Here is a 26,441-nt window from a genome sequence, read left to right on the forward strand (position 1 = left end):
TGCATTGACTGTTCCTGCACAAGAGACATTTTGGCTCGTCGATTGCTGCGCTGTAGGCCTTTCACGCTCGTCGCAAGGATGCAGTGAAGCGGCTCAATTCAGCCTTCAACTTAGAACTACCCTTGGACAGCGCCTGCGCCGACTGCAGGACGCCGCTTGCCGCTGTATCCGTGGTTCCGGCGGCATGGGCGACCTGGCTCATTCCGCTCGCAACGTCCGAGGTTCTCGCGACGGTCTGTTGAATGTTCTGCGCGATCTCGCGCGTTGCCAAGAGCTGCTGTTCAACAGACTCCGACACAGCACCGGAGATCTGCGAAATGCGGTCGATCGTTGCGCCAATGGAAGCGATTTCAATCACCGATTTGCGGGCGACAAATTGCATAGAGCCGATTTGCGCAGCAATCTCCGAGGTGGCATCAGAAGTCTGATCCGCCAGAGCCTTGACTTCCTGCGCGACCACCGCAAAGCCGGTGCCGTATTCGCCCGCACGAGCGGCTTCAATCGTGGCGTTGAGGGCAAGCAGGTTGGTCTGGCGTGCCACTTTCGCTATGAGCCGAACGACGTCGCCGATCCGTTCGGCCGCTTCAGTGAGCTCGGACATCTGCCTGTCAGTCTGCGTCGCCTGGCGGACCGCCTCCAGCGCAATTTTCGAGGATTCCTGCACCTGTCGCCCAATTTCGGAGGCGGAGGTCATCATCTGTTCCGTCGCGGCAGCAATGAGCTGGATGTTGGAAGAGGCGCTGTCGGATGCTGTCGAGACGTGGCTCGAAACGCCGGTCGTGTGTTTGGCCGATTGAGTAAGGCCAAGTGCCGCGCTTTCAAGCTGGCAGGAGGCGTTAGCCACCGTCTCAATAACGTTACCGACGGCCGCCTCGAAGCCATCAGCAAGCCGCACGAGCTCCGCGCGGCTTCGCTCGCCCTGCAGGCGGTCGCGCTCCAACTGTTCGGCAAGGTCGCGCTCGGCCTTCTGGCGCATGCCGTGCTTGAAGTCCTCGACCGCACGTCCCATGTCTCCGATCTCATCTTTACGATCAAGGCCCGGCAGAACAATCTCGAACTGACCGGCACCAAGCTGACGCATCGCCGCCGTCATCCGTGAAATGGCACTGCCAATGCGATGGCCGAACAGCATCGCAAAGGTCGCGACCAGGCCCATTGCCCCAAGCACCAGCCAAAACAGGAGATCGCGGGCATTTGCCGCGCGTAAGCCAGCCGCGGCGTTTCGGCGATCGGCTTCTGCGATCGCCTGTGCCAATGCCGGTCGATGGCTGCCATAAACCTTGGCAATATCCTCCATCTCATCGTTCAGCGACTGCTGGACCAACATGAAGGCAGAAAATGCGGCTTGATAGGCCTTGAGAAGCCCCTCGAGTTCAGCGCGAATACCCGGTGAGAGCTCTGAGGTGGCCAGCAGCCCGGCGAACTCGGCGCCAGCCTTGTCAAAATCCTGGCTGTATTTTTCTTCGCCGCGCAGCATGAAATCCTTCTCGTACCCGCGCATGGTCTCCATGAGCGCGGTCAACCTTGGCTGGTCGAGCTCGGCAAGCCGCCCTTTCAGCTGAAGCTCGGCTATGCGCAGCCCGCCCTGCAGCCCCTCCTCGCTCTTAAAACCGAGCGCGCGCTCGGCCGAGACGATGTTCTGAAACCGAGCGGCGTAGAGGTCGATCCCGCTCCGCAGTCCGGAGGAGCTCTTGAGAGGGTCGCCCTCAGGCAATCGCGCCGCAAAGGCTTCGATGTCGCCGAGCATCGCCATTTCTTGCTTGAGCAGCTCCGCATGGCGCTCAATCATTGCATCGTCGCGGCGACGCAAGAATTCGGTCGTCACATGTTGCGATTCCAAAAAGCTCTGGGAGAGCGCCGCAAACCGATCACGGACGCGAGCGGCCTCGTCCGCATCGCGCTGGACCTGCGCTGCGCGATTCAGCCCGACCAGGCAGATCGAGCCGGTCGCAGTGGCCGCGATAATGCCAAGCAGGCCGATCTTTAATTGCAAGGAGGCACTGAATGTTCGGTTGGCCAGACTAGGCTGCTCGAGCAAACGCCACAATGAAGTGCGTTTGAACGAGAGCGCGCGAAGCGTGAGAGCTGAGATCAATGCTTTCTTTCCTTCTAAATGGCGCGGCTTGCTAATCCTGCGGACGATGAAACACCGTAAGACGCGAGACAGTCACTCAACGCTGAAGAATGCTGCTGCGGAGGTCGGCCGCGGCCAGCCAAGTCTAGGCGAAGTGGCAGACAGATCGGCCTGCCAGTGGATTGGGTGTATCGGTGCTCGCAAAGAAAACCATCACGACGAGAGCACAGGCCAGTTAGAGCTCGTCATTCAAGTGGCTTGGCTAGCGGCAACATATCGGGGCCCACGGCGGTTGGGCGCGAGGGAAACACTAGGTTGTTACGGGAACAGTCCGCGTGTTTCCTTGGCACCGCGAACACGCTCGAGGCCTATTGCCATGGCCGCGGTGCGATTGAACAGATTTTCGCCTTTGCTTCGCGCCAGGACGCGATCGAAGGCTCGATCCAGGAGCTGATACTCCCGGCGCATGACTTCCTCCTCCTCCCAGAACAATCGCTGAAGGTCTTGCACCCATTCAAAGTAACTGACGACAACACCTCCCGAATTGCAGAGAATATCGGGAATGACGAACACCTCGTCCTGGCGTGCTTCCAGGATTCGGTCAGCTTCCGGCGTGGTCGGTCCGTTGGCGCCTTCGGCAAGGATCCGGCAGCGCAGCTTAGCGGCCATTCCAGCGTCGATGACCCGTTCGACGGCAGCCGGAACAAGCACGTCGCACGGCACGGTCAGGATCTCCGCAGGATCGAAAGCGAGCTCGTTGGAGTAGCCATCAAGGCTTCCTTGCGAGCAAGCATGCCGGACAAGTTGCGGTATGTCGAGCCCTTGAGGGCGGTAGAGCGCGCCGGTGTGATCGCTGACCGCGATCACTTTCACTCCCATGTTATGCAGCTCAAGCGCAGCGATCGAACCGACGTTTCCAAATCCTTGAACCACGGCCGTTGAGCCATTGAGACGGATTTTGAGTTCGTCCGCAGCGCGTCTGACCAGATGAGCCACACCCCGTCCTGTCGCTTCACGGCGGCCGAGCGTTCCACCGGCGCTGACGGGCTTGCCCGTCACGATCTCGGTGACGGTTTGGCCCTGGTACATCGAATATGTGTCCATGAACCAGGCCATGATCTGCTCGTTCGTACCGAGGTCAGGAGCCATAACATCGGTGTGCGGCCCAACGAACGGGATCATTTCCTGCATATAACGGCGCGACAGCGCCTCAAGCTCCCGCTTCGACAAGGTCGAGGGGTCGACATTGATTCCGCCCTTAGCCCCGCCATACGGCAATCCGACCAGGGCACATTTCCAGCTCATCCAAATGGCGAGCGCTGCAACTTCGCCGAGGTCGACTGTGGGCGCGAACCTGGTGCCCCCTTTTGTCGGGCCAAGCGTCAAATGATGCTGTACCCGGTAGCCCTCGAACACCGCGGTCGTGCCATCATCCCGGTGAATTGGACACGATACTGTGACAGATCGCTTCGGCAGCAACAGGCGCGGTCTGGCATCATCCGGTATGCTCAGGTAGTTCGCGATCACCTCGAATTGCTTTACGGCCATCTCGAACACTGGCCCACGATATGAAGTCACGCTAGCTCCTCAAGCTGGATATGAAAAATTGGATGCTCATGCGTCCGGACGCTTTTGAACCCTGAACGGTGATGTGGTTTCGGGAGGTGGAGATAGTCGGCGTTACCGCAAGAGCGCAGCTTGCGCTCACGCCCAGTAGAGGACTAATGCAACGACAGCGAGATTGATGAGAGTCGCCACGATCGCCAGCAACCAAGTGGTCGCAGGCGAAAGGTCTGGAGCATCTTGCGACTCTGGTATCCAAAGGGGCGGCGGCGGCATCTCAATGTCTCCAAAAGCTTGCATTGCAGCGGATCGAGCAAGCAAGATGAAATTGCCTCATGGCCATCAGGCGAGCCAGTTGCTCAAATCTAGGGCGCGGCCGCGCTGATCTTGATCAAGAGTCGATAGGCTCCAAACCATGCTTAGCTCCTGTCGCTTACATCGCCTTGACGATGTTCTCGGTGACCTTCTTGGCGTCGCCGAGCAGCATCATGGTGTTGTCGCGATAGAACAGCGGATTGTCGATGCCGGCATAGCCGGACGCCAGCGAGCGCTTGATGAACATTACGGTGCCGGCCTTCCAGACCTGGAGCACGGGCATGCCGTAGATCGGCGAGGTCTTGTCCTCTTCGGCCGCCGGGTTGGTGACGTCGTTGGCGCCGATCACGAAGGCGATGTCGGCCTGCGCGAACTCGGAGTTGATGTCCTCGAGCTCGAACACCTCGTCGTAGGGCACGTTGGCTTCGGCAAGCAGCACGTTCATGTGGCCGGGCATACGGCCCGCCACCGGGTGAATCGCGTATTTCACCTCGACGCCTTCCTTCTTCAGGATGTCGGCCATCTCGCGCAGCGCATGCTGGGCCTGCGCCACCGCCATGCCGTAGCCGGGCACGATGATGACCTTGGAAGCGTTCTTCATGATGAAGGCCGCATCGTCCGCCGAGCCCAGCTTGGCGGGCTTCTGCTCGCCGGTACCACCGCCGGCCGCGGCGGTCTCGCCGCCGAAGCCCCCGAGGATGACCGAGATGAAGGACCGGTTCATCGCGTGGCACATGATGTAGGACAGGATCGCGCCGGAGGAGCCCACCAGCGCGCCGGTGATGATCAGCGCGGAATTGCCCAGCGTGAAGCCGATGCCGGCCGCGGCCCAGCCGGAGTACGAGTTCAGCATCGAAATCACGACCGGCATGTCGGCGCCGCCGATCGGGATGATCATGAGCACGCCGAGGGCCAGCGCCAGGACGACGTTGAGCCAGAAGAACACGGGGCTGCCGGTGACGACGAGCCCGACGATGCAGGCGACCAGGGCGACCGCGAGCGCGATGTTGATAAGGTGCCGCGCCGGCAGGATGATCGGCGCGCCGCTCATGCGGGCCGACAGCTTCAGGAACGCGATCACCGAGCCGGTGAAGGTCAAGGCGCCAATGGCGACGCCGAGCGACATTTCGACCAGGCTCTGGGTGTGGATGTTGCCGGGGGTGCCGATGTCGAAGGCTTCCGGCGCATAAAACGCGCCGGCGGCGACCAGCACCGCGGCCATGCCGACCAGCGAGTGGAAGGCGGCGACTAGTTCCGGCATCGACGTCATCGGCACGCGCCGCGCGATGACGGCGCCGATCGCCGCGCCGATGGCGATGCCGACGATGACGAGCAGCCAGGCGAGGCCGTCCGCCGGCGGATGGTTGGCAAGCGTCGTCGCAACCGCGATCGCCATGCCGATCATGCCGAGCAAATTGCCCTGGCGCGAAGAGGCCGGGCTCGACAGCCCGCGCAGCGACAGGATGAACAGCACCCCCGCCACGAGATACAAGAATGCAGAGAGATTGGCGCTCATCTCAGGTCCCCATTGATCCCATCAGCCCGAGGTGGCCGCTTACTTCGACTTCTTCTTGTACATCGCCAGCATGCGCTGGGTGACAAGGAAGCCGCCGAAGATGTTGATGCAGGCAAAGATCAGCGCGACGAAGCCGAACGCGCGCGCCCAGCCCGAGCCGCTCGAGACATTGGCGACGCCGCCGGCAAGCAGCGCGCCGACCACGATCACCGAGGAGATCGCGTTGGTCACGCTCATCAGCGGCGTGTGCAGCGCGGGCGTCACCGACCACACCACGAAATAGCCGACGAAAACGGCGAGGACGAAGATCGACAGCCGGAAGATGAAGGGGTCGACGACCTGTGCAGCATGCTCCATGACGGGTCTCCTTAAACCTTCGGCTGGAAGTTCGGGTGGATCACCGCGCCGTCCTTGGTCAGCGCAGTCGCCTTGACGAGCTCGTCGTCCCAGTTGACGGCGAGCTTCTGCTCCTTCTTGTCGACCATGGTCTCGATGAAGGAGAACAGATTGCGGGCATAGAGGCTGGAGGCCGAGGCCGCGACGCGGCCGGCGACGTTGGTGTAGCCGACGATCTTGATGCCATCGAGGTCGACGACCTCGCCGGCCTTGGCGCCCTCGACATTGCCGCCGCGCTCGACGGCGAGATCGACCAGCACAGAACCCGGCTTCATCGACTTGACCATCTCGGCCGAGACGAGCTTCGGCGCCGGCCGGCCCGGAATCAGCGCCGTCGTGATCACGATGTCCTGCTTCTTGATGTGCTCGGCGGTGAGCGCGGCCTGCTTGGCCTGGTATTCCTTGGACATTTCCTTGGCGTAGCCGCCGGCGGTCTGCGCGTTCTTGAACTCCTCGTCCTCGACGGCGAGGAACTTCGCACCGAGCGATTCCACCTGCTCCTTGGTCGCAGGGCGCACGTCGGTCGCGGTCACGACGGCGCCGAGACGGCGCGCGGTCGCGATCGCCTGGAGGCCAGCGACGCCGACACCCATCACGAACACTTTTGCGGCGGGCACGGTGCCGGCCGCGGTCATCATCATCGGGAAAGCGCGGCCGAAGGCCTCGGCGCCCTCGATCACGGCGCGGTAGCCGGCAAGGTTAGCCTGCGAGGACAGCACGTCCATCACCTGCGCGCGGGTGATGCGCGGCATCAATTCCATCGCGAAGGCGGCGACGCCGGCATCGGCCATCGTCTTCAACGCGGCCTCGTTGCCATAGGGATCCATGATGGCGATGACGAGCGCGCCGCGCTTGTACTGCGCAAGCTCGGACGCTTCAGGGCGCTTCACCTTGATGATGATGTCGGCGTCCTTCAGCGCATCGGCGCTGACGGTGGCGCCGACGGCGGTGAACTCGGAATCCGGCAGGCCCGATTTGAGGCCGGCGCCCGGCTCGACCGCGACCTCGGCGCCCAGCGCCTTGAATTTCTTCACCGTATCAGGCGAAGCGGCGACGCGCGGCTCCGACGGATCGATTTCCTTGGCAACGGCGATCTTCATGAAACCTCCCGGCAAGCGCCGTCTGTTTTCGTACAGCAGTATTCCGAGGCCGCTGGCCTGCAGAACGCCCGAATTGGTTCGTAGTGATGACTTGCACGCACTGAATATAAGGCTCGTTTGGCAGACTCTATCGGGCGCCCTGCGCCGTCCCCTGGGGGCGCCGAGCCTTTCAAGCTCTCTCGACCGAGATCGACTTTGCACCGCTCCCCAGTCGGCCCGATCTGCCGACCACACTGTCAGTCTATCCGCTTCGTCCGGATGAAGAGACAATATTGCCGGCGCGTCATTCATGACAGGTTCATCCCGGCTTGGGCCGAGCCGGGATACCGTCCCTCGCGTCACGGGCGCAACGAAAGCTAGCTCACAATCGCAGCGGATGAGACCCAAGATCAGGCGCCAGTGCTGCGCGCAGCCGCCGATTGTGCGTCACATTCGCCCCCGTCCCATTGCACTTCCCCTCGCGTCACGGGCAAGCTAGCACTGGGAAGGCGTCGTTTCTCGGCGATCTGACTGCCTTCGTTGGAAACTAACGGTGAAATCCTACGAAAGATTGGAGGTGAGCGAACGATTTCTGCGAGATACGATGAATTTGGACCGCGCGATCGAATCAGCGTCGGAAAGCACCCGCGCCGAACGTCGCGCCCTCCTGGCGCAGCCGGGAGACCTAACCCGTCGTCGAGAGGTTGAGTTTCAGCGTGCGCGGCAGCGATCGTCCGCCGTCCATGACGATTGATTGTCCCGTCACCGCGGAAAACTCCGATGTACAGAGAAATGCCACCATCCGGGCGACCTCCTGTTCCGTGACCAGTCGCGCCATCGGCGTTTCCATGACGACGGTGGCCTTGTAGTCGGCCATCGTATCGGTACGCTCGCTGGCGATCTGGCCGGGCACGATCGCATTGACCGTGACGAGCGGCGCAAATTCGAGCGCGAGGCACTGCGTCAAATGGATCAAAGCCTCTTTGGCAAGCCCGTATACCGAATGCGACCTCGCATAGGCCGAGGTTGCGCTCACATTGATGATTCGGCCCCAGCCCATTCGCTCCATGCCTGTGATCGCGCTTTGAGCAAGCTGGTACGGAGCCCTCAGATTCACCGCCATGACCGTCTCCCATTCCGACAGGGGTAGTGACTGAAACGGCGTATCCGAATAGGGACCCGCATTGTTGACCAGGATGCCTAAGGCTCCCAATCGCTCTGTGACCTGGCATACAAGCGCTGCAGCCGCTTCTGGATCTCTTAGGTCAACGGGAAACAAAGTCGCTTTTCCACCGATCGCGGCGATGCGAGCGACAATGCTTTCGCCCTCGCTCAAAGCACGCCGGCAATGCACCGCGACACGCGCCCCACGCCGGGCGAGCTCGAGTGCGATTGCAGCGCCGGCGCCTGACGAGGAGCCGGTGACAAGGGCGACCTTGCCGTTGAGATCGCATTCGCCCGCACTCATGGATCGATTCTCCTAGACCAGATGAACTTCAGCTTCGACTCGTCCAGATACCTGTCGTGTATCAGGTCGATCAGATCCTTGGCGGATGTGGTCAGCTCCGCCTCATAGACGGCGCGATCGGTCACCTCGATGCGCTCGATGTAATCCCAGGGGCCGCCGTCGAACGGCACCGGCTCCGTCAGGCGATGGATCCGATAGCTGATGATCGTCTTCAGCTTTGCTGTAAACGGATAGTCGACCTCGCGCTCGAAGCGTTCGTATTCGTCCGGGTCGACACCGGGTTTCAAGGCGGTCAGGACATAGACGACCGTCGTCATCATTTACTCCTCAGGAATATTGCTCAAAGAGGACGAGCGAGCTTTGACAGCCTCGAAGCCAACCATCCGCCAGGAGATTTCAATGTTTGGATCAGCGGGCGCCGATAAAGTACCTCTGCGCGTCAAGAACGAGCCATTCATCCTCACCATCCCGCTGGTCTCCGGCGCCGAGCTACACGCGTCATCCGTCACATCCCTGGCGGTGCTTCGATCAGCGCGGCGCAAAGAGGCCCGCGAGAAGGGCTACCAGTCCTCTTTTCTGCAAAAAGGCTGGCTCGAGGCTTATGTCTGGCGTTCGCTCGACGCTTTCGCGAAAGCCGCCTTGACCGCCGGCCAGACTTGCATTCCGAAGCGCATGATCACGTCTTCGTAACTGACGCCAGGAGCCGGAACCGGAAAGATGTTGAAGCCGGTGACGCCGGCGCGGCGAAGGTCAATGACGTGCTGGGTCACCTCTTCGACAGTCCCGCAGAGGGTGAGAGCGTCGACATGGCGGTCGGTGACGAGAGGAAATAATGCGGCGAACGGGGCGACGCCGGCAGCATAAGGGACCGGACCAATGGCTTCGACAGCCTCTTTTGGCAACGTAAGTCCCTGTGTCTGAAGCGTGTAGAACCGCGAAGTGGCTTGCGCAATGATCCGCGTCACTGAAGGGCGCAATATATCGCGCGCCTGCTTACCGTCATCGGCGATACAGCAATCAAGGCGCGCGACAAGCTTGATCTCGCCCGGAGAACGGCCGGCCTTCGTCGCTCCCTCGGCGACGGCCGACGCGAAGGCCTTCGCTTCTTCGACAGAGCCGCACCCTTCCATCATCACGCCATCGGCGACTGCACCGCCCATTTTCTGACCGAGCGGCCCATTGCTTGCGACGCGAACAGGGACGCACGCGCGCGGCGGCGTGAAATTCAATCGGCCGCGGTGAAATTGAATGATCTCGCCCCGGTAGTCGACCTCCTGCCCGGCCATGAGCTGACGGATCAGATCGACGGCTTCGCAAATGGCGAGAGGCGGCTTGCGGGATTGGATCCCGAGCTCAGCGAAGCCGGAGACGCCCGCCCCAATGCCGAGAATGGCGCGGCCCTCCGAAATTTCATCGAGGGTTCCCAGGGCCATGGCAGTCAAAGCCGGGTGGCGCGCGAACGGATCGGTCACGCAGGGACCAAGCTTGACGCGTGAGGTTTGCCCGGCCAGATACGACAGACACGAGTAAGTTTCCCGGTAGAAGCGCTCATCCGCAAGCCAGACGGTTTCAAATCCGCTCTCTTCGGCAAGCCTGGTACGAGCGGCAAGGCGGGACACCGGTTGGTCGCCGAGCATCAACAGTTCTATCGACATGAACGTCTCCGAGAATTGCCTCCGTCCGCGCTCAAGCAGCTGATCCGGCCGAGAGGTGATGAAGAAAATGGCTTGACTTGCCGCCTCGCCGATCTCGCGGCTAGGTCCCTAACAGACGACGCATCCGATCCTTGCGGACGAATGCGCAATGACGCCGAGCGACGTATTCGGGCCTCGCCATGGCGCCGGCCCCGGCCTTCACGACGGCGGGATTACCGCGCAACAGATAGGCGAGGAGAAAGCCGATCACGCCGACGCCAAACAGGGTCGGCGCCAGCAGAGAGCTGCTCGGCGAAGCACGAAAGCGAAGAACGACATGACTTTGCCAGCGCGTCCAGGCCGCTCTCAACTCAGTTTCATTTTGTTGAAGCGCTCGAAGGAATCCCAGTACTTCGCAACGCCCGCGAGCTCGGAACGCGTCACCCTCGCCCAATTGTCATACCAAAGCAGACCCCAGGTCGCGTCATCCAGAAGAATCTTCTGCGCCGCCCTGACTGCGGCCATGCGCCTCGCTGGATCAGCCTCTCGGATATTCTCGTCGATGATCTTGTCGAGGGCAGGATTGGCGTAGCCCCCCTTGTTGGTCGCGCTAGCCTTGCTGTGGAAGTTCCAATAGAGATGATAGAATGGGTCGTTGATCCAGGACTGCCACGATTCGATCGACAGCTCGTGCCCGCCGCTCGATGACAGTTGGCGGAAGGTCGCGTCAGTCTCCTTCTCGATGCTGACCCGGAATCCGATCGTCTCGAGTTCGCGCTGAATCCATATCGCTGCTTGCTCATGCGGCGCATAGCCGACACGCACCGCGAGCTTGACCGGGATCGGCGCAGAGCCGAACCCCGCTTCCGCCATCAGTGATTTTGCTTTGGCGACATCATAATTGTACGGCGAGAGCGAACCATCATAGCCGGGCGTTTGCGCTGCAATCGGGCTTTTCATCTGTTCGCCATAGCCGTAGAGCACGTTCGGGATGATCGCGTGGATCGGCATCGCGTAGTTGATCGCCTGACGGACCTTCACGTTATCGAACGGTTTTTTCTTCAGATTCATGCAGAGGAAATTGCAATTGGTGTCGGGCAAGGACACGACGTTGAGGCCGGGCTCGCCCTCAAGGCTCTTGAGATTCTTCGGCGACATCGAGTTCGGTCCGATCACCATGTCGATGGCCTTGCGTTTAAGCAGGAGAATCCGGTCCGCTTCATTCGCCGTGGATTTGATGACGACGCGTCTGAAATAGGGGGGCGCACCCCAATAGCCTTGCGTGGCTTCCAGGACCACCTCGACACCCGGCTCGTTTCTGACGGGTTTGTAGGGCCCAAGCCCAGCCGTGTTTCGCTTGAGCCATTGAGAGGCCCAAGGATCGTCGGCGATCGCGTGCAGCTTGATCTCTTCGGGATCGAGAAGTGCGTTGTTGGACAAGGCCAGCACGTCCAGCAACATGGCACTTGGCGCCGGCAGGTTGATGGCAAAGGTGCTATCGTCGCGCACCTCGAATTGATCTGCCTCCGTGACCCCGATCATGGTCGGAAAGATCAGGCGCATGTATCCAGAGGATTGCAATCCACGGTCAAAGAGATATTTCACCGCGTTCGCGTTCACCGGCCGGCCGCTCGGAAACTTCAGGCCACGACGGATCTTGATGACAAGGGTTTTGTTGTCGTTCTCATATGTCCAGCTTTCGCCGATGCCGCTTGTGAAAACACCGGGCTTGGAAATCGCAAGGTTGGGCGATCCGGCGACTGACTCTGCACCCCAACCCAGCACCGTGTCGTAGATGTTTGCCTGAACGATATAAGCGCCGTCGGACTTGAACTGCGCCGGATCGAAGGAATCGATATCCGTGCCCCAGGCGACCGTGAGCGTCGGAACATCCTGTGCATTTGCAGAGCCGGTACAAAGGCCCGGCGTGAACATCGCAGTTCCGCTTGCCGCCAGCTTGAGAAAGTTGCGGCGTGATTGATGTCCAAACATTCAAGTCCCCCTGCGTAGATTCTGGATTTGCGTGAACAAGCTCGAATGACATGGATAGTTCTGTCTCGTGCGCACGAGTCTTCGAAGACGCTCCAGCAAAGGAGCGACCCAGAAGGTTCCGTTTGCGTCCGTACAATCGACGATCGCGGAGATAAAGGATGCGACTGACGTGCTCAGACGCACAGCTCGGGATAAAGCATGAACCGCTGCAGGATCCTCAGCCAGAGGCGCTTCCGCGCCTGCCTTTTGGAGTGGCAGCCGATCGTTTCTTTTCAGGATTATCGATAACGCGCGACAGGCAATTGGCCGCCTGCATGATGTCATCGGTCACAGCCGCGCGGGCGGCGGGGCCGTCGCGATGCGTCAGCGCATCAAGGATGCGGCGATGAGCATCCATGGAGCGGCGCAGGTGCGCGGCGTCGGGCGCAACGAGCACGAAGCACGGTCCCATCAGAACCCAGAAATTCTCGACCGCACCAAGGATGATGGGCGCTTGGGCGATCTCATAGATTCGCCTATGAAAGGCGAAGTTCGCCGATAAATAAGCGGGCACATCGACCGCATCGGCCGCTGCCTGGAGACGACCATAGAGCTGAGCGATCTCGCTATCATCAACGCCTGTCATGCGCACTGCTGCGCGCTCGGCCAGCAGTCCCTCAAGCGCCACTCGTGCATCGCGCACGTCGCGTAATTGCGCCGCTGACAGATGAACTACGCTCAGGCGCGCCGTGTCGCTGAACTCGAATGCACCTTCAGCCTGCAGACGGCGCAGCGCCTCGCGCACCGGCATCGGGCTCGCCCCCAGCGCCTCGGCAAGTCCGCGAATTGTCAGCCTCTGGCCCGGCGCGAAGCGGCCGGCCATCACGCCATCACGCAAATGTCGGTAAACCTGATCTGCCAACGAATCCCTGGCAACGGACGGCAGCGGCGGCAGCGGATTCTTGTTCTTCACCTTCGCGGGCCCCCCAATCTCTCATTTCGGATATGTGATCACAAATTTACGTCGACGTCAAGTTTGCAGGCTGGCCGCTTCGTCTTTTTCGAACGTGAAGTCCGAGAGTTGGCGGGTTATCGGCCAACGAGAGACTTCGGGCGGGACGGCGAGTGGCAAAGCACCGTGCGTCCCGCGGATCGCGGGCCCATTTCAAAGCCAGTCCTTAGAAAGACCTCCGGCGGGCATGCCGGAGGTCTTATTGGAGGTCAAAGTCGGTTCTAAAAGCCTCTTCCTTTCTGCTTCAAGCTAGTTGCCAAAACGGATCACCAATTGCGCTGAGCTCGCAGGAGCAAACTCACCGTGCTCTGGTCCTTCAACTCGTAGGTAGCGCCGGGTTTGGCGATACCCGTCTGCGTCGGTAACACCACAGTGCTGCCAGCGGCGTACTTCTGGTCGAGCATGCTGTATGCCAGATCGGCTGAGAAGGTCAGGTTCTTGACCGGAGTCCAGCGTGTGATCACGCCTGCGACCGCATAGTTGAAGTCGGGGTTGCAGCCGGCCGCGCCGCTCGAGAGCGCAAGGCCCGCGACGACTGCACCGCAGATATAGCCTCTCGCTGCGCCATTGTATCGTGCTGCAGCCCACGCACCGTAGATGCCAGTGTTCCAGTAAGGATCCCAGTTATGGGTATAGCCGCCGCGGAAGCCATAGGTGGTGGTCAGTTCCTGACCGGAGCCGATCACGAACACCGAGTCAGCGAGACCGGCAAGGCCGACGCTCTGGTAGGCCCCCGCAAGGCCCGAGCCGCCGTACATCGCGTAGGTGGTGGGCACGAGGTCCTGGAAATTGTAGCGGCTCGCGCCATACGTATAAACGCCTTGCACGTTGATTGTGTCACCCGGACCTGTCGGGAGATTCTTGATTGATAAAGCCAGTTGACCCGCCCAGCCCCATTTGTCGCCGGGATGACCGGTCGTCTCATCGGCGCCGTAGTAGGCGGCGTGATTGTCATGTGCTGCAATTGAGGCCTGGAACAGGCCCCAAGCCTGATCGACGCGAAGCATGGCGACAAGGTCAGGAGAGCTTGCACCGGCAATGTCGTTCGCGCCGTACGCGCCTGTTGCAAGACCAGCCACTGTCGCGCCGCTGATGTTCCAGATATTGGTCGTGTAGTATTGAACCTGATCCTGCGCCGAGAATGATGCAGTGATACCCTGACCGAAGTCAGCGGTGTACGTGAATTGATTCACACCTGTAACCGCACCGCCGCCGCCTGGCAGACCGTCAAAGTTGTTCGCGGGGTAATTGATCCAGGGAGTTGAGAACTGGGAGATGGTCTTGCCCATCGTGAACCCGGCGAACTGGATGAAGGCCAGATAGACACCAACTGATCCACTGGCGATGCCGGTTCCGCCATAAACGGTCGAGCCATTAACACTGCCTACGCCGACACCGGTATAGCCGCCCGAGCCCCAGTCGAACACGCCATCGAAGAAGGTACGAAGCATACCGTATTGTGTCGCGGTGCGCGTATCGATCGTCAGATCTTCACGAGCATTGGTGGAGTAGTAGTTGCGCAGCCGATTGCCCGCTCCGGGCGCACCATTCACCGCGCCCTGCGTGTAGATCGAGTTGGTGTTCAACGCCGCATCAACGCGCAGATAACCTCCGAGCTTAATGCAGGTGTCGGTGCCGGGGATGTAGTAGAACCCGGCGCCATAGAGAGAGCAGACCTTCACGTATTCAACCTGCCTTGCCTTGGCCGGCAGGTCGGCGCCCTGTGCACCGCCCATCAAGCTGAGCGCAGCGGCCGAACCGCAGAGCATTCGGATAAACGTCTTCATAAAGCCCTCCAAAATTTTCGGCGGCGCTCCCCCATGGGCGGTTGCCGGAGAATGAACCCAAGTTCACGACTGCTGCTTTTCGTCTCGCGCATCGACGTCTTCGCCATGCGCGAATGGATCGATCTGCTTGACGTGCGACCAAGGGGCGCCCGCGTCACGGCGTGAACATTATATAAGTTACTTATATATGCAACTGATATAAGTTAGCAAAGCGGTTGATCGGGAGAGGGTCGTGACATTCAAGCAACACCGATTGCGCCGCACTGTTGCTGTGTCTTGCAAAGCGGGTTAGGTAAGTAAGCGAAATAATGAAGAGGAGGTCTCGGATATGTCCCGAGATACGACCCGGCAGCAGCCCTCGCCCAGCGCGAAAGGCCACAGGACAAGCAAACAGACCGCGCCGTCAGACCGAATTATCGGAGAAGTCGGTTGGGACATCGCGGCAATCAATGTGCATCTGGAGGACATCCGGCGTACGTGGGCAAAGGCGCTTGGCGTCAGCGGCCCTCAATGGCTGATCCTGATGGCGATTGGGGATCTGGACCAAGGAGCGGGCGTTTCCGTCGGAGATGTGTCTGCGAAGATCAACGTCCGCTCACCGTTCGTGACCGCAGAAACCAAGATGCTGGAAAAGGGAGGCTTCGTAACTCGCACCGCCTCCCCCGCGGATGGAAGGGTCGTGTTGATGTCGCTGACCGAAAAGGCTCGTAAGGCGATTACAAGCCTTGCAGCCAAGCGCAGAAAACTGGATGAGACGATCTTTGCAGAGCTGGGGCACGAAAGGCTGCAAGATTTCAGAGAAGTGCTTTCGACCATCAAGCGCAGAATGGAGAAAGTGGCCCTTCAGCTCGAGCTGGATGCAAGCAAGCCTGACGTGTGAGTGGCTATCTTACAGGAGCCAATTCGGCTCCGAAGAATTTATGAGCAGATTGTGCAGGCTCAAGCGCGAGAGCGATTGATCCCGATTGAATTCGCACTCTAGGCGCTCGACGCAGTGCGAGTATCATTGACCGCCAGCTGCGGAGCGTTCTTTATGCAATTCTTTCGCGTTGGAATGGTAGGCGCCTGGTCCTTTCGATCAGGGCGCAGCTTGTCCCTTAGCCAATCGAAGATAAACTGCCGCCCGATGCTCGGATTGTCGAGTTGCCGGTGCGATGAACCGGTCTCCTCGCCGCTGAAGATCTTGAGATCCATGGGTACGCCCGCGGCGCGGCAGTGCTCATGCAAGGCAGTGATATCCTCCAGCCTGACGTAGTCGTGCTCTCCCACAACGACCAGGGATGGACATTTGATCTGACGGGCAAGCTTACGGGACGGGGATCGTTTTATACCTGCACCGAAGAGGCTGGCGGTGACATATCTTTGCTCGAGATCTTCCCAAAATCCGCCGTCGCAAACGGCGGCAGCCCACCTCATTTCAGTTGCCGCCACGCGCGTGGCGAGGGCTCCTCCAAGACCATCGCCTATCAACGCGATTCGCCTCGGATCGACGTCATCGCGGCTAAGTAGATAGTCCAACCAGCGGCGTAGAGCCGTGCCTTGATAATGGAGAACCGGGGACTCCTGAAAGCACTCGATCTCTTTCGGCAGATCGATAGCGAGCAATGACAGGCCGCTCGCAATGGCATGAGATTGAAATCTCACCAATAGGTCTTCTTTGGTATCTCTTTCCTCTCCGAACGCCACGACCACCGGGGATTTGCGTGGCGCGGCGGATGAACGAATGAGATAGCCTTGGAGCCAATCGGTGCCGAAGCGGATCTCCAGCACCTCTCCGCGCGGAGACAGCAGCTCCAGGAACGCTTCAGCACATGACCGGGCGATGCGAGACAGTTCGGCGATTCTCGGATCGCTGCGAATAAGAAAAGCGGAAGCTGTGCGATAGTAGTTCAAGGCGCGCAGCCATTCGTTCCTTGCCGTTGTAAAGTGGCCTTCTGCGCTTGACAGGCGCGCGCGCTTTGCGATCCGGTCGGCTAAGCCACGCCACTCTCCGAGCCAGCTCTCGTCGTCGCCGACAACGATCTTGCCCGCAATCATGAGGCACTCGGACACGAAGCTTGCGCCCTCTTGGGCATCTCCCAGCAGGCGTCTCAGCTGCGTGCTCTCGACCTCATGATCCGGCCAGTGGGTCCAGCCGTCAGCGTCATATCTGGGCGAGCAGTGGACACTTTTCGCCTGTTCTTGCATCACCCTGCCCTCCCTGTTAGGCCGCGTAGAACGCCTTTGTTCTTGGCGGTCGATCATTTTTTTCATCCGAGCGCTGAATTGAGCACGTGGCGACATGTCATATGGTACGGCGCGCGCTTGCGATGCTATTTGAACTCATGCTCGAATCAGAAGACCCGACGATGTATGCCGGTTGGTCAGATTGGATCGCCGTGGGCTCGGCGCGTGCGACGTGAGACCATTTCGTGTTCGACTACGCTCGGCGGAATCTAGCTGATGACGCCGCAGGCGCTTACTGCAGAGAGCCAGGCGCAATTCACAGCGATATCGCTACACCGAGCTCTCCGGTCGTCGCCTCCGGGCGCTGATCGGGAGCCGCCGGCGGGTGTCGTCAGAGCTGGCGCCGGTCTCATTCGCCCAAAGGGCGCCACACAGATCGGACGGTCAGAAGCCGACATCACTCGTCCCTTTCAGCTTCAGCATGGCCCGAGCCTCGTCCGGCGTTGCCGCCTCTAAGCCGATTCCTTTCAGGATCGAGCGGACTAGCCTTACTTGCTCCGCGCTGGAGGTGGCGAGCTTGCCGGGCCCTGCCCAAAGACTGTCCTCGAGTCCCACGCGGATATGGCCGCCCATCGCTACGGCCATCGCGCCTATGCGCATCTGCGCGGCGCCAGCGCCGAGTACCGACCAGACATAGTCATTGCCGAACAGCCGCTCGGCCGTGCGGCGCATGGTGGCGATGTCCTCATGATGCGCGCCGATCCCGCCGAGCAACCCGAAGACGGACTGGATGAAGAACGGCGGCCGTACAAATCCGCGGTCGACAAAGTGCTTAAGATTATAGAGGTGGCCAACATCGTAGCACTCGAATTCAAATCGCGTACCACCGGGCGCGCATAGTGTGAGGACCTGCTCGATATCGGCGAAGGTGTTGCGGAAAACGAGGTTGCGTGAGGACTCCAGATGCTCGCGTTCCCACTGGTGGGTGAACTCGTGATAACGCTTGAGCATGGGAAATAGGCCGAAATTGAAGGAGCCCATGTTGAGGGAGGCCAGCTCGGGCCTGAAATGTCGGGCGGGCTCCACGCGTTCGGCAACTGTCATGAATGGGCTGCCGCCGGTCGTAATGTTGATCACGGCCCCCGACCTGCGGCTCAACTCCGGCAGAATCTTCGCAAATCCTTCGACCGATTGGTCCGGCTGACCGGTTTTCGGGTTGCGTGCATGCACATGCAGAATCGCAGCTCCCGCTTCCGCAGCTCGCACGCCCTCTTCGATGATCTCCTCCGGTGTCACCGGGAGGTGCGGGGACATTGAGGGCGTGTGGATCGCGCCGGTCAGGGCAGAAGTGAGAATGACCTTGGCCATGTGAAACCTCCAGAGCAAATCGGTGATGGTAAGCGGCGGCCGCGGAATTTTCGGCTTTGACGGCAGGACGGCCGCCAGGACCAGGAGTGACACCGCGCTTGCGCACGATGGATCTCCTCGCCGCTGATTGATGAAGCAGCTTTTCGCGGGTCAGCTGGCGAACCGCGGCTCCGGAATGCCCTGGACACCAAGCCCTTTGATTGCAAATAGGGCCCCGCGCTGCTGTCCGTCATCGGGAAATCGCGGCAAGGGCGGCTTCGCCATGGAGGTCACGTACAGAATGTCGAGGTCGGGACCACCGAACATCACGCTCGTGACCTTGCGCACCGGCATCTCGATAACGCGCTCAACGCTGCCGTCGGGCGCGTAGCGCACGAGCTTTCCATCATAGACGAGCGCTTGCCAAAGAAATCCTTCTGCATCGACCGTGGCGCCATCGGCAGCACCGCCGTTTGAGCGATCAACTGGCGCGAAACGGCGCCGCTTGGTGGCAGCGCCGGTCTCGATGTCATAGTCGTAGGCCCAGACTTCCCCAGTCCAGGTGTCGGCGAAATAGAAGGTCCGGTCGTCCGGGCTCCAGCACGGGCCATTGGACACGATGATCTTATCGTCCAGAACGTGCAGCGAGAGATCGGGATCGAGCCGATAAAGGCGGCCGGAGGCCTCATCCTCCAGCGTATCCATGGAACCAAAGACGAAACGCCCGCGGCGATCGACTTTGCCGTCATTCAACCGATTGCGCGGCAAATGTGCCTCCGGTGCCGCGATCAACTTCAGCTCCCCGCTCTCCAGATCGAGATCATGCACGCCGGATTGTAGCGCGACGAGCGCATGCGTACCGTCACAACGAAGCGCCATCGAGCCGATTTTCGCCCCGACATCCCAAGCGCGAAGCTCTCGTCCATCTGCGGTCGCACGAAAAATGCGGCCATCGATACTGTCTATCCAGTACAGACGCTGCTGCTCGGTGTCCCAAAGCGGACCTTCGCCAAGCGTCGTCTTCAGATCCGCCATGATCTCGATCTGCAAGCCATCCCCCCAATCTTACGGTTCACAGGTATTCCACATTCCCGTCGATGCTGATCGCCTGGCCAGTCACGTTGCGTCCACCTGGCGAGCAAAGGAATAAGGCCATGGCTGCAACGTCCTCGGCCGTCACCATGCGACGCAGCGAGATCTTCTTGAGGTATTCCTGGCGCATCGCCTCGTAGCTGGTCTGGAGCTGCCCGGCGCGCGCGCGGATCACGCCCTCAATGCGCGGGCCCTCGACGATACCCGGCAAGAGCGCATTGACGCGGATGTCGTCGGGGCCGAGCTCGGCGGCAAGCGATTTGACGAGCCCAATGATGGCCCATTTCGTTGCGGCGTATGGGGTACGCCAGGCATAACCGAGGCGGCCGGCAACGGAGGCCATGCAGAGGATTTGCCCATAGCGAGATTGGCGAAGCATCGGGATAGCATGATGGGCGAAGCGGTACTGTGCATTGAGATTGATATCGATCGTTTGCCGCCAGTCGGTCTCTGAAATGGCATCGATTCCGCCGGTCGGTCCGGCAATACCTGCATTGTTGATGAGCACGTCGAGCCCACGCCAACGCGCAGCCTGCGCGCGAAAGACGTCGGCGACCGCGTCGCGGTCCGATACGTCGGCCTTAGTGGCAAGCACCTGCGGATGTTGATTGCGGAAGGTTGCAAGCGCATCGTCGTTGATGTCGCAGATATGCACATGCGCACCAGCCTCAACGAAGGCACCGGCAAGTGCGGCGCCAATACCCGACGCGCCGGCCGAGATCAGGACGCGCAGCTCGGGATGAGGCACAAGACGCTGCAGCACGCTCATGCCGGTCGCCCCCGTCTCGGAACGGCCGCGGCGCGCTCGTTGCCCGCATTATCGAGAATGCGGGACAGACAATTGGCGGCCTGCATGATGTCGTCTGTCACTGCAGCGCGTGCGGCGGGCGCATCGCGGTTCAAGAGCGCATCGAGTATCTGGCGGTGCGCGTCCATGGAACGCTGCAGGTGGGCAGCATCGGGAGCAACGAGCACGAAGCACGGACCAACGAGCAGCCAAAAATGCTCGACTGCGCCGAGAATCGCCGACGCCTGTGCGATTTGGTAGATCCGTCGGTGGAAGGCGAAATTGGTCCAGAGATAAGTGCGGCCATCGACTGCATTAGCGGCGCTCTGCAGCCGGCCGTAGAGTTGGGTCACCTCGGCATCATCGGCGCGCGTCATACGCGAAGCTGCGCGCTCGGCCAGCAGCCCCTCGAGGGCTACGCGCGCATCGCGCACATCGCGCAGCTGTGCCTCGGACAGCCTCCCAACGCTCAGTCGCGCCGAACCGCTGAATTCGAAGGCGCCCTCTGCTTGCAGACGGCGCAGGGCCTCGCGTACGGGCGTCGGGCTTGAACCCAGCGCCTCGGCAAGACCCCGGACCGTCAGCCTCTGACCCGGCGCAAAGCGTCCGGCCATCAGACCATGTCGCAAATGCCGATAGACCTGATCCTCCATCGAGTCCCGGACAAGGGCCGGCAATGGCAGCAAGGCGATGAGATTGCGCAATTCCGACGTCCCCTCTACGTTTGAGATATGTGATCACATCGTAAAAAATCCGTCAAGTATCGATCGGCGAGCCTGTCGGGTATTCCGAATGGCGCGGTGAGGCAGTCGCGGCCCGGCTCCAGCGCCAGTAAAACGCCTCGTAGAGGAGGCAAAGAGGGTTGAGCTTTTCACGCACCGAGGAGTTCGTTCGATGACAGCTGAAGGATGCCGACTGCGTAGAGCCCATCCACGAAGGTCCGGTACTGCGGTCGCGCCGCGGCGATGGCGGCAACGAGTCTCCTCCCCGAGGCAATTTCGCCGGCGCGGATCAGCAGCACGCCCTTCCAGAAGGTTGGCTCTGGGTCAGCGCCGATCAATGCCTGGGCCTCCGTGAGCATGCGCAGTGTCTCTGCAAGCTGCGGACCTGTCGCTGCCGCCTCGCCCGAGAGCAACCCAGGTGTGAAGACAGATGCGCCGAAGATCGTGTGTGCCTGAGAGAGCTTGGCGAGCCTGCGCAATTCGGCGAGTGGCTCGGGATGGTCGTCAACTCGCACATCGATGAGCCGGTTAGCCCAGGGCGTTGGAGCGATGGCGGCGGGCACCAAAAGGAGCGCGGCCGACATCCGGCCACGGGCGTCACCTCCAGCGGCTTCACCTGCATCCATTGCCGCGAGCATTCGGTCGAGAAGTGGGCCGCCAGTACCCTCGTACGCTGCTAGCATGGCGGGAACCACGGCGTCGCTGGCGAGCATATTTCCCAGCACGATAACGTTGCTGGCTTCGAGCTGAGCGCGGTGGGGAACACAGCGATCGCCAGTGAACATTGCTTTGCCGCCGCCGACATCAAGAAAGGCGACTTGGCGCAACTCTCGGTCTTCGTCCTTTGCAAGTAGGCTCGTGAGCGCCGTCGCCGCCGATGCGCCGGAGGCCATGAGATCCAGCCCGTTCGGCCCGTAAGCTGGATTAACGAACGACTGGGTCGCAACAACGCCAACACCGGCTCGCGCAAACGTCACAACGCGCCCGAGCGCGAAATAATGCGATTGGCTGGCAACACCCAATTCACCGGTGATGGGGTCTCGGGCGATAATCGAGTATGTCATCTTCTGGACTCCGCATGCGCAAGGTGTTCCTTGATTGCGGCGATCAAAGCCGGCGGATCCTCCAGCATCGGCAAGTGACCAATGCCTGGCAGGAGAACGTGCGGAGCACGCAGCGCGGCCGCCATTTCTGCGCCGGCTGCGAGAGGGCAGGTCAGGTCGAACTCGCCGGTCAGAACCGTCACAGGACAACTGACGCTGGCCACATGGGCACGGATATCGGCCGCGCAGGCGGCTCTCCACACGCGACGGATGTCGTCCTTTTCGTTTGGATTGCGCAGCGCAATGGTCTTGGCCACCACTTCGGCAGACGCGTTTGGACCGAGTGCATATTTCGGCAGGATGAGCTCAAACATCTCGTCGACGGTGTGATGCTCGAGGGTGGCTAGAACAGCCGCATTGTCAGGATCTTGCGAGTAGAGCTGACTGCCTACCGCGACAACCGAGAGAACCCGTTTGGGCTCGGCAGCGGCGAGATAGACCGAAATCGCTCCACCAAGCGAACCGCCGATGGCGTGGAAGCGATCGATGCCCGCCCGGTCGACGGCATCGATGCAGTCCTGCGCCCACCGGGCAAGGTCGTATTGTTCGGCCGGCGGCGAGTCACCGAATCCACGCATGTCGGGGACAATCGTGAACCGGTCGGCGAATGCCGGCACGATCTCCGCCCAGGCCCCGCCCTTGAGATTGATGGGATGCACGAACAGAATTGGCGGCCTGCTCGCGTCGGCTTCCCCATGGTAAGAAACCGCAATCGGACCGACCGGTCGCTTGATAGTGAGCCGCCTCATGAGTCCTCCACGGTCACGACGCTCCGAACGGCCGAAAGGACGCTCGATTGCGTGTCGCTTTTCCTTTCCAGTGAGGCTCGCGCACTACGGTCCATCCGCTTCTCGGAGGCCACATCGGGCGGCAACTTCAGCTGGAAAATCTTCTCTGGATGTTTTTCGCCCCGGCGGTCAGTCCGTCCGCCGGGTGCAGGATGCGCGGCCAGCCCGGCAGGGCGCTCGCTTTGATTACGGCCCTTGGTCGTCCGTAACCGAAAAGCTCTTGCCGAAGCGGGGCGGCAGATAGCCCACGCCGCGGCTGGCATAGCTATCGCCGAACGGCTGCCGGATCTTGTCTTTGGGCGCCATCTCCGAGCAGTGGAAGTGCCAGATCTTCCACTCCGGCTGCCCCTCTCCGTCGTTGCGCACGTAGATTTCGGTGCTGCGCAGGTACTGGTCCGGTTTGTCGGCTTCTTCGAAATTGCCCTCGCAAAGCAGGTAGGCCATGTCGCCATGGACGTCCAGACGCCAGATGTGCATGACCGCAGGCTTCGATCGCGGCCTGCCCTTGAACGACTCCCAAAAGGCGGTCAGCTCCTCCCGCCCGAAGTACGGATCGCCGCTAAGGTTAAAATTTAAGAACGCGGTGCCACTCGGGAAGCAGGTTCGCATCAAGGGGATATCCCACTTGTGATTGGCAATCCACCAGTCGCGGTGCACTTTCAAAATGGCTGCTCGGTCCTCATCTAAAGTCGGCATGGATGCTCCTGGGTGGTGTGATCGTAAAATTGGCCGCCGGGGAAATCCTGCTTTTATCGGCGGCCTCATCGGCCTCGGGTGCAAAGACCGAGGCAGATTCTCGTGCTTGATCCTCGGCCGCCGGCAGTCGCTTCGGGACAGCAGTTCTGAGCGGTTCAGCTGAGGGCGCGCCAAGGAGACGCAAAATCGCGAGAGCTAAAGCGGGACGACGCTGCTGTTCCTCGTGATCGACTAATGTCGCCGGCGGTTAGAATGCACTGGGACCGCTCACCAGTGCGCCAAACGCTGGCAGACTGAAGCTTGCTGGGCAATCAATGCCCAGCCGAAAGCGTGCGCTCGCATGATAATGTGGCTCACTCCAAGGCCCTCCATTTCTGATATGTGATCACAAATCAAATTACACGTCAAGACGAGCCCCGCACGCACTGGCATCGTCTGAGGCTCGCGCGCGACGCGCTCCGGCTAAGTCATTTCAAGAGCGCGGGGCCGAGGGATGTCTCCTCCATCCCGATGGGCGTCCAGTCCCGTAAGAATCGGAGTGAGCGGCGGAGGGTTCAGCGAGGCGAGATAACGATCATCAGCCACTTCGCCATAGAGCGTCGTACGTTGGCGCGGCAGGCGTGCCATGGCCCGGATGAGCTCTTCCATTTGTTTTGGAGCCATCTCGTGGCCATGCTGGGCGCCCGCTGAACGCGAGATCGTTTCGTCCATCAGCGTGCCACCGAGATCGTTCACACCAGCCTCAAGGCAGGCGCGAACGCCTTTTTCGCCGAGCTTCACCCAAGAGGTCTGGATGTTGGAGATTTTCGTGTGAAAGACGAGCCGTCCGATCGCATGCATGAGAACGACCTCGCGGAAGGTCGGCCCCTTGCGCGAGCGCCCCTTCAAGTAGATCGGGGCTTCCATGTGCACGAACGGCAATGGGACAAATTCAGTGAAGCCACCGGTCTCGGTCTGAAGATCCCGGATGCGCAACAGATGCTTTGCCCAATGCTCGTAACGGTCAACATGACCGAACATGATTGTTGCGGTGCTGCGCAATCCCGCTCTATGGGCCGCTGTCATGAGCTGCAGCCATTGCGCGGTGTTGATCTTATCGGGACACAGAATCGCGCGGACCTCGTCGTCCAGGATTTCTGCAGCCGTCCCTGGCAATGTACTAAGACCAGCGTCCTTCAATTCGCGCAGAAACTCCTCGATCGAAATTCCGAGCGTTTTGGCCCCCTGGAACACCTCGAGGGGCGAGAAAGCATGGATATGCATTTCGGGCGTGAACTGCTTTACGGTCCGACAGATCTCAACATACTTTGCGCCGGTGTAGGCGGGATGGATGCCGCCCTGCATGCAGACCTCGGTCGCGCCGCGCTCCCAGGCTTCGCGCGCGCGCCGTCCGATCTCATCCATCGAGATATCATACGGCCGCCCGCGCAAGTTCTCGGCGAGCTTTCCCTTCGAGAACGCGCAGAACTGGCACCTGAAGTAGCAGATATTGGTATAGTTGATGTTGCGGTTGACGACATAGCTGACCCCATCGCCATTGACGTCCCGGCGCAACTCATCGGCCGCGCGGCACACGGCTGTGAAATCGCGCTCCTCGGCAGCGAACAGCGATGCGATCTCCGCCTCATCGAGCCGCGCCCCAGATTGAGCCCTTGCGACGATTCTGCGAAAACTGCCGGTTAGGATGGCGGGCAAGCTGGTTTCTTCACGTAGCATCGCGAGGTCGCCGGCGGGCGGATCACACCTCGTTCCAGGGCACCATTCGTCCCGCCGCGGCCAGCCATGTCCGTCGACAAGACCGAGCAGGTTCTTCTGCAGCGAGGTGTCAGTCCAACGAGCATATTGACGCGCATAGGCTGGATAAACTGCGAGGCGTTCGACGAGCGTCTTGCCGCATTCAGCAGTGGCCTCGGAGAGACGTGCCAGATGCGGCCAAGGCGCCTCCGGATTGACATGGTCCGGTGTAACCGGGGATACGCCGCCCCAGTCATTGATGCCCGCGGCCAGGATCATGTCCAGTACGCCCGGGCTGAGATTAGGGGGCGCCTGGATGTTCATGTCGGGCCGGAATAGCAATCGCGTGAGCGCAATGGTCCACAGATGCTCTTCCATCGTCGGGGCGGCCGCGCCCCTCATGCGGGTATCCGGCTTCGGCTTGAAGTTCTGAATGATGACTTCCTGAATGTGCCCGTAGCGTTCGTCCAGATTGCGCAATGCAAGGAGCGACGAGATTCGCTCAAGCGGGGTCTCGCCGATCCCGATTAGCAATCCGCTCGTGAAGGGCACCGAGAGCTGGCCTGCCAGTTCAATTGTCCGCAACCGACTTGCAGGCTCCTTGTCAGGTGAGCCGAAATGTGGTCCCCCGGGCTCGCACAGCCGTGCCGAGGCGCTCTCGAGCATGATCCCTTGCGAGATGGAGACCTTGCGCAAGGCTTCGATATCCTCGGCCTCCATCAAACCTGGATTGAGGTGCGGCAACAAGCCTGTCTCGCGGAAAACCACGCGCGCCGCTTCCTGGAGGTACGTGAGCGTCGATGCAAAGCCCATCTCGTGCAGCTCTCGCTCGGCCTGGCGGTAGCGCAGCTCAGGCTTGTCGCCCAGCGTAAACAGCGCCTCCTTGCAGCCGGCCTCATGGCCGGCACGGGCTATTGCCAGCACCTCATCGATGGTGAGGTAGGCACGCTGCCCTTTTTGCGGAGGATGGGCGAATGTGCAGTAGTGGCAGACATCCCGGCACAGCTGCGTTAGCGGAATGAAAACCTTTCGCGAGTAGGAGATCTTTCTGCCGTGAGCCTCATCCCGCTTTGATGCCGCCATCCGCATGAGATCGGGAAGCGACACGTCGCTGACGAGAGACAGGGCCTCGGAAGCGGAAATGTCACTTCGCCTCAACGATTCCAGAAGCATCCGATCCACCATTCTCAG

21 protein-coding genes are annotated in these 26,441 nt (G+C 60.7%); 1 reads left to right on the forward strand and 20 read right to left on the reverse strand.

The window, feature by feature from the left end; genetic code table 11:
• Positions 1–61 precede the first annotated feature (61 nt).
• The 11 genes from AAFG16_RS40825 to AAFG16_RS40875 form a co-directional block, all read right to left on the reverse strand.
• Positions 62–2,095 carry a methyl-accepting chemotaxis protein gene (locus AAFG16_RS40825; protein ID WP_342734477.1) on the reverse strand — a complete coding sequence of 678 codons (2,034 nt, stop codon included), beginning with the start codon at positions 2,093–2,095 and terminating at the stop codon, positions 62–64.
• Between the two features lie 297 nt (positions 2,096–2,392).
• A complete protein-coding gene (locus AAFG16_RS40830) occupies positions 2,393–3,652 on the reverse strand; it encodes a Glu/Leu/Phe/Val dehydrogenase (protein ID WP_342734479.1) in 1,260 nt (419 codons plus the stop codon).
• A gap of 418 nt (positions 3,653–4,070) precedes the next feature.
• The gene (locus AAFG16_RS40835; protein ID WP_342734481.1) at positions 4,071–5,468 is read right to left on the reverse strand and encodes an NAD(P)(+) transhydrogenase (Re/Si-specific) subunit beta; all 1,398 of its coding nucleotides are present in this window, start codon (positions 5,466–5,468) and stop codon (positions 4,071–4,073) included.
• Between the two features lie 39 nt (positions 5,469–5,507).
• On the reverse strand, positions 5,508–5,825 hold the full coding sequence (locus AAFG16_RS40840) for a proton-translocating transhydrogenase family protein (protein ID WP_014492434.1): 318 nt from the start codon (positions 5,823–5,825) through the stop codon (positions 5,508–5,510).
• A gap of 11 nt (positions 5,826–5,836) precedes the next feature.
• Positions 5,837–6,964 carry a Re/Si-specific NAD(P)(+) transhydrogenase subunit alpha gene (locus tag AAFG16_RS40845; RefSeq protein WP_342734483.1) on the reverse strand — a complete coding sequence of 376 codons (1,128 nt, stop codon included), beginning with the start codon at positions 6,962–6,964 and terminating at the stop codon, positions 5,837–5,839.
• Between the two features lie 664 nt (positions 6,965–7,628).
• Positions 7,629–8,411, reverse strand: coding sequence for an SDR family NAD(P)-dependent oxidoreductase (locus AAFG16_RS40850; RefSeq protein ID WP_342734485.1), 783 nt, complete (start codon positions 8,409–8,411; stop codon positions 7,629–7,631).
• A complete protein-coding gene (locus AAFG16_RS40855; protein ID WP_342734487.1) occupies positions 8,408–8,728 on the reverse strand; it encodes a hypothetical protein in 321 nt (106 codons plus the stop codon). The genes AAFG16_RS40850 and AAFG16_RS40855 overlap by 4 nt, the downstream gene beginning before the upstream one ends.
• Positions 8,729–9,010: 282 nt before the next feature.
• Complete coding sequence (locus AAFG16_RS40860; RefSeq protein ID WP_342734489.1) at positions 9,011–10,066, reverse strand: LLM class flavin-dependent oxidoreductase; 1,056 nt, start codon at positions 10,064–10,066, stop codon at positions 9,011–9,013.
• A 345-nt stretch (positions 10,067–10,411) separates the two neighbouring features.
• Positions 10,412–12,037 (reverse strand): ABC transporter substrate-binding protein, encoded by a 1,626-nt coding sequence (locus AAFG16_RS40865; protein WP_342734491.1) that lies wholly within the window; start codon positions 12,035–12,037, stop codon positions 10,412–10,414.
• A 217-nt stretch (positions 12,038–12,254) separates the two neighbouring features.
• Positions 12,255–12,989 (reverse strand): GntR family transcriptional regulator, encoded by a 735-nt coding sequence (locus tag AAFG16_RS40870; protein ID WP_342734493.1) that lies wholly within the window; start codon positions 12,987–12,989, stop codon positions 12,255–12,257.
• Between the two features lie 305 nt (positions 12,990–13,294).
• On the reverse strand, positions 13,295–14,815 hold the full coding sequence (locus AAFG16_RS40875; RefSeq protein ID WP_342734495.1) for a porin: 1,521 nt from the start codon (positions 14,813–14,815) through the stop codon (positions 13,295–13,297).
• A gap of 328 nt (positions 14,816–15,143) precedes the next feature.
• Between AAFG16_RS40875 and AAFG16_RS40880 the strand changes: the two genes are divergently transcribed.
• Positions 15,144–15,695 carry a MarR family winged helix-turn-helix transcriptional regulator gene (locus AAFG16_RS40880; RefSeq protein WP_342734497.1) on the forward strand — a complete coding sequence of 184 codons (552 nt, stop codon included), beginning with the start codon at positions 15,144–15,146 and terminating at the stop codon, positions 15,693–15,695.
• Between the two features lie 98 nt (positions 15,696–15,793).
• Here AAFG16_RS40880 and AAFG16_RS40885 read toward each other — a convergent pair whose 3' ends face one another.
• The 9 genes from AAFG16_RS40885 to cofH all read right to left on the reverse strand — a co-directional run bounded on the left by AAFG16_RS40885 (position 15,794) and on the right by cofH (position 26,435).
• On the reverse strand, positions 15,794–17,002 hold the full coding sequence (locus tag AAFG16_RS40885; protein WP_342741060.1) for a dienelactone hydrolase family protein: 1,209 nt from the start codon (positions 17,000–17,002) through the stop codon (positions 15,794–15,796).
• A gap of 423 nt (positions 17,003–17,425) precedes the next feature.
• Positions 17,426–18,349, reverse strand: coding sequence for a 3-keto-5-aminohexanoate cleavage protein (locus AAFG16_RS40890; protein WP_342734499.1), 924 nt, complete (start codon positions 18,347–18,349; stop codon positions 17,426–17,428).
• A 150-nt stretch (positions 18,350–18,499) separates the two neighbouring features.
• Positions 18,500–19,378, reverse strand: a complete 879-nt coding sequence (locus AAFG16_RS40895) for an SMP-30/gluconolactonase/LRE family protein (protein WP_342734501.1) — start codon at positions 19,376–19,378, stop codon at positions 18,500–18,502.
• Between the two features lie 22 nt (positions 19,379–19,400).
• Complete coding sequence (locus AAFG16_RS40900; RefSeq protein ID WP_342734503.1) at positions 19,401–20,189, reverse strand: SDR family oxidoreductase; 789 nt, start codon at positions 20,187–20,189, stop codon at positions 19,401–19,403.
• On the reverse strand, positions 20,186–20,911 hold the full coding sequence (locus AAFG16_RS40905; RefSeq protein WP_342734505.1) for a GntR family transcriptional regulator: 726 nt from the start codon (positions 20,909–20,911) through the stop codon (positions 20,186–20,188). The genes AAFG16_RS40900 and AAFG16_RS40905 overlap by 4 nt, the downstream gene beginning before the upstream one ends.
• Positions 20,912–21,078: 167 nt before the next feature.
• On the reverse strand, positions 21,079–21,993 hold the full coding sequence (locus AAFG16_RS40910; protein ID WP_342734507.1) for a DUF1028 domain-containing protein: 915 nt from the start codon (positions 21,991–21,993) through the stop codon (positions 21,079–21,081).
• Entirely contained in the window at positions 21,990–22,781 is a 792-nt protein-coding gene (locus tag AAFG16_RS40915; RefSeq protein WP_342734509.1) for an alpha/beta hydrolase, read from the reverse strand. The genes AAFG16_RS40910 and AAFG16_RS40915 overlap by 4 nt, the downstream gene beginning before the upstream one ends.
• Before the next feature lie 225 nt (positions 22,782–23,006).
• A complete protein-coding gene (locus AAFG16_RS40920) occupies positions 23,007–23,516 on the reverse strand; it encodes a nuclear transport factor 2 family protein (RefSeq protein WP_342734511.1) in 510 nt (169 codons plus the stop codon).
• A 462-nt stretch (positions 23,517–23,978) separates the two neighbouring features.
• Positions 23,979–26,435: a 5-amino-6-(D-ribitylamino)uracil--L-tyrosine 4-hydroxyphenyl transferase CofH gene (gene cofH, locus AAFG16_RS40925; RefSeq protein WP_342734513.1), complete on the reverse strand. Its 2,457-nt coding sequence runs from the start codon at positions 26,433–26,435 to the stop codon at positions 23,979–23,981.
• Positions 26,436–26,441: the final 6 nt, after the last annotated feature.

Source organism: Bradyrhizobium sp. B117 (assembly GCF_038969555.1).
In the GTDB taxonomy this organism is placed as follows: domain Bacteria; phylum Pseudomonadota; class Alphaproteobacteria; order Rhizobiales; family Xanthobacteraceae; genus Bradyrhizobium.

Excerpts from the sequence above, each read along its gene's own strand:
- AAFG16_RS40860 (WP_342734489.1), bottom strand. The coding sequence starts at position 10,066 with ATGTCGATAGAACTGTTGATGCTCGGCGACCAACCGGTGTCCCGCCTT.
- AAFG16_RS40910 (WP_342734507.1), bottom strand. The coding sequence starts at position 21,993 with ATGACATACTCGATTATCGCCCGAGACCCCATCACCGGTGAATTGGGT.
- AAFG16_RS40845 (WP_342734483.1), bottom strand. The coding sequence starts at position 6,964 with ATGAAGATCGCCGTTGCCAAGGAAATCGATCCGTCGGAGCCGCGCGTC.
- AAFG16_RS40915 (WP_342734509.1), bottom strand. The coding sequence starts at position 22,781 with ATGAGGCGGCTCACTATCAAGCGACCGGTCGGTCCGATTGCGGTTTCT.
- AAFG16_RS40885 (WP_342741060.1), bottom strand. The coding sequence starts at position 17,002 with ATGCAAGAACAGGCGAAAAGTGTCCACTGCTCGCCCAGATATGACGCT.
- AAFG16_RS40890 (WP_342734499.1), bottom strand. The coding sequence starts at position 18,349 with ATGGCCAAGGTCATTCTCACTTCTGCCCTGACCGGCGCGATCCACACG.
- AAFG16_RS40850 (WP_342734485.1), bottom strand. The coding sequence starts at position 8,411 with ATGAGTGCGGGCGAATGCGATCTCAACGGCAAGGTCGCCCTTGTCACC.
- AAFG16_RS40920 (WP_342734511.1), bottom strand. The coding sequence starts at position 23,516 with ATGCCGACTTTAGATGAGGACCGAGCAGCCATTTTGAAAGTGCACCGC.
- AAFG16_RS40835 (WP_342734481.1), bottom strand. The coding sequence starts at position 5,468 with ATGAGCGCCAATCTCTCTGCATTCTTGTATCTCGTGGCGGGGGTGCTG.
- AAFG16_RS40840 (WP_014492434.1), bottom strand. The coding sequence starts at position 5,825 with ATGGAGCATGCTGCACAGGTCGTCGACCCCTTCATCTTCCGGCTGTCG.
- AAFG16_RS40900 (WP_342734503.1), bottom strand. The coding sequence starts at position 20,189 with ATGAGCGTGCTGCAGCGTCTTGTGCCTCATCCCGAGCTGCGCGTCCTG.
- cofH (WP_342734513.1), bottom strand. The coding sequence starts at position 26,435 with ATGGTGGATCGGATGCTTCTGGAATCGTTGAGGCGAAGTGACATTTCC.
- AAFG16_RS40865 (WP_342734491.1), bottom strand. The coding sequence starts at position 12,037 with ATGTTTGGACATCAATCACGCCGCAACTTTCTCAAGCTGGCGGCAAGC.
- AAFG16_RS40875 (WP_342734495.1), bottom strand. The coding sequence starts at position 14,815 with ATGAAGACGTTTATCCGAATGCTCTGCGGTTCGGCCGCTGCGCTCAGC.
- AAFG16_RS40880 (WP_342734497.1), top strand. The coding sequence starts at position 15,144 with ATGTCCCGAGATACGACCCGGCAGCAGCCCTCGCCCAGCGCGAAAGGC.
- AAFG16_RS40855 (WP_342734487.1), bottom strand. The coding sequence starts at position 8,728 with ATGACGACGGTCGTCTATGTCCTGACCGCCTTGAAACCCGGTGTCGAC.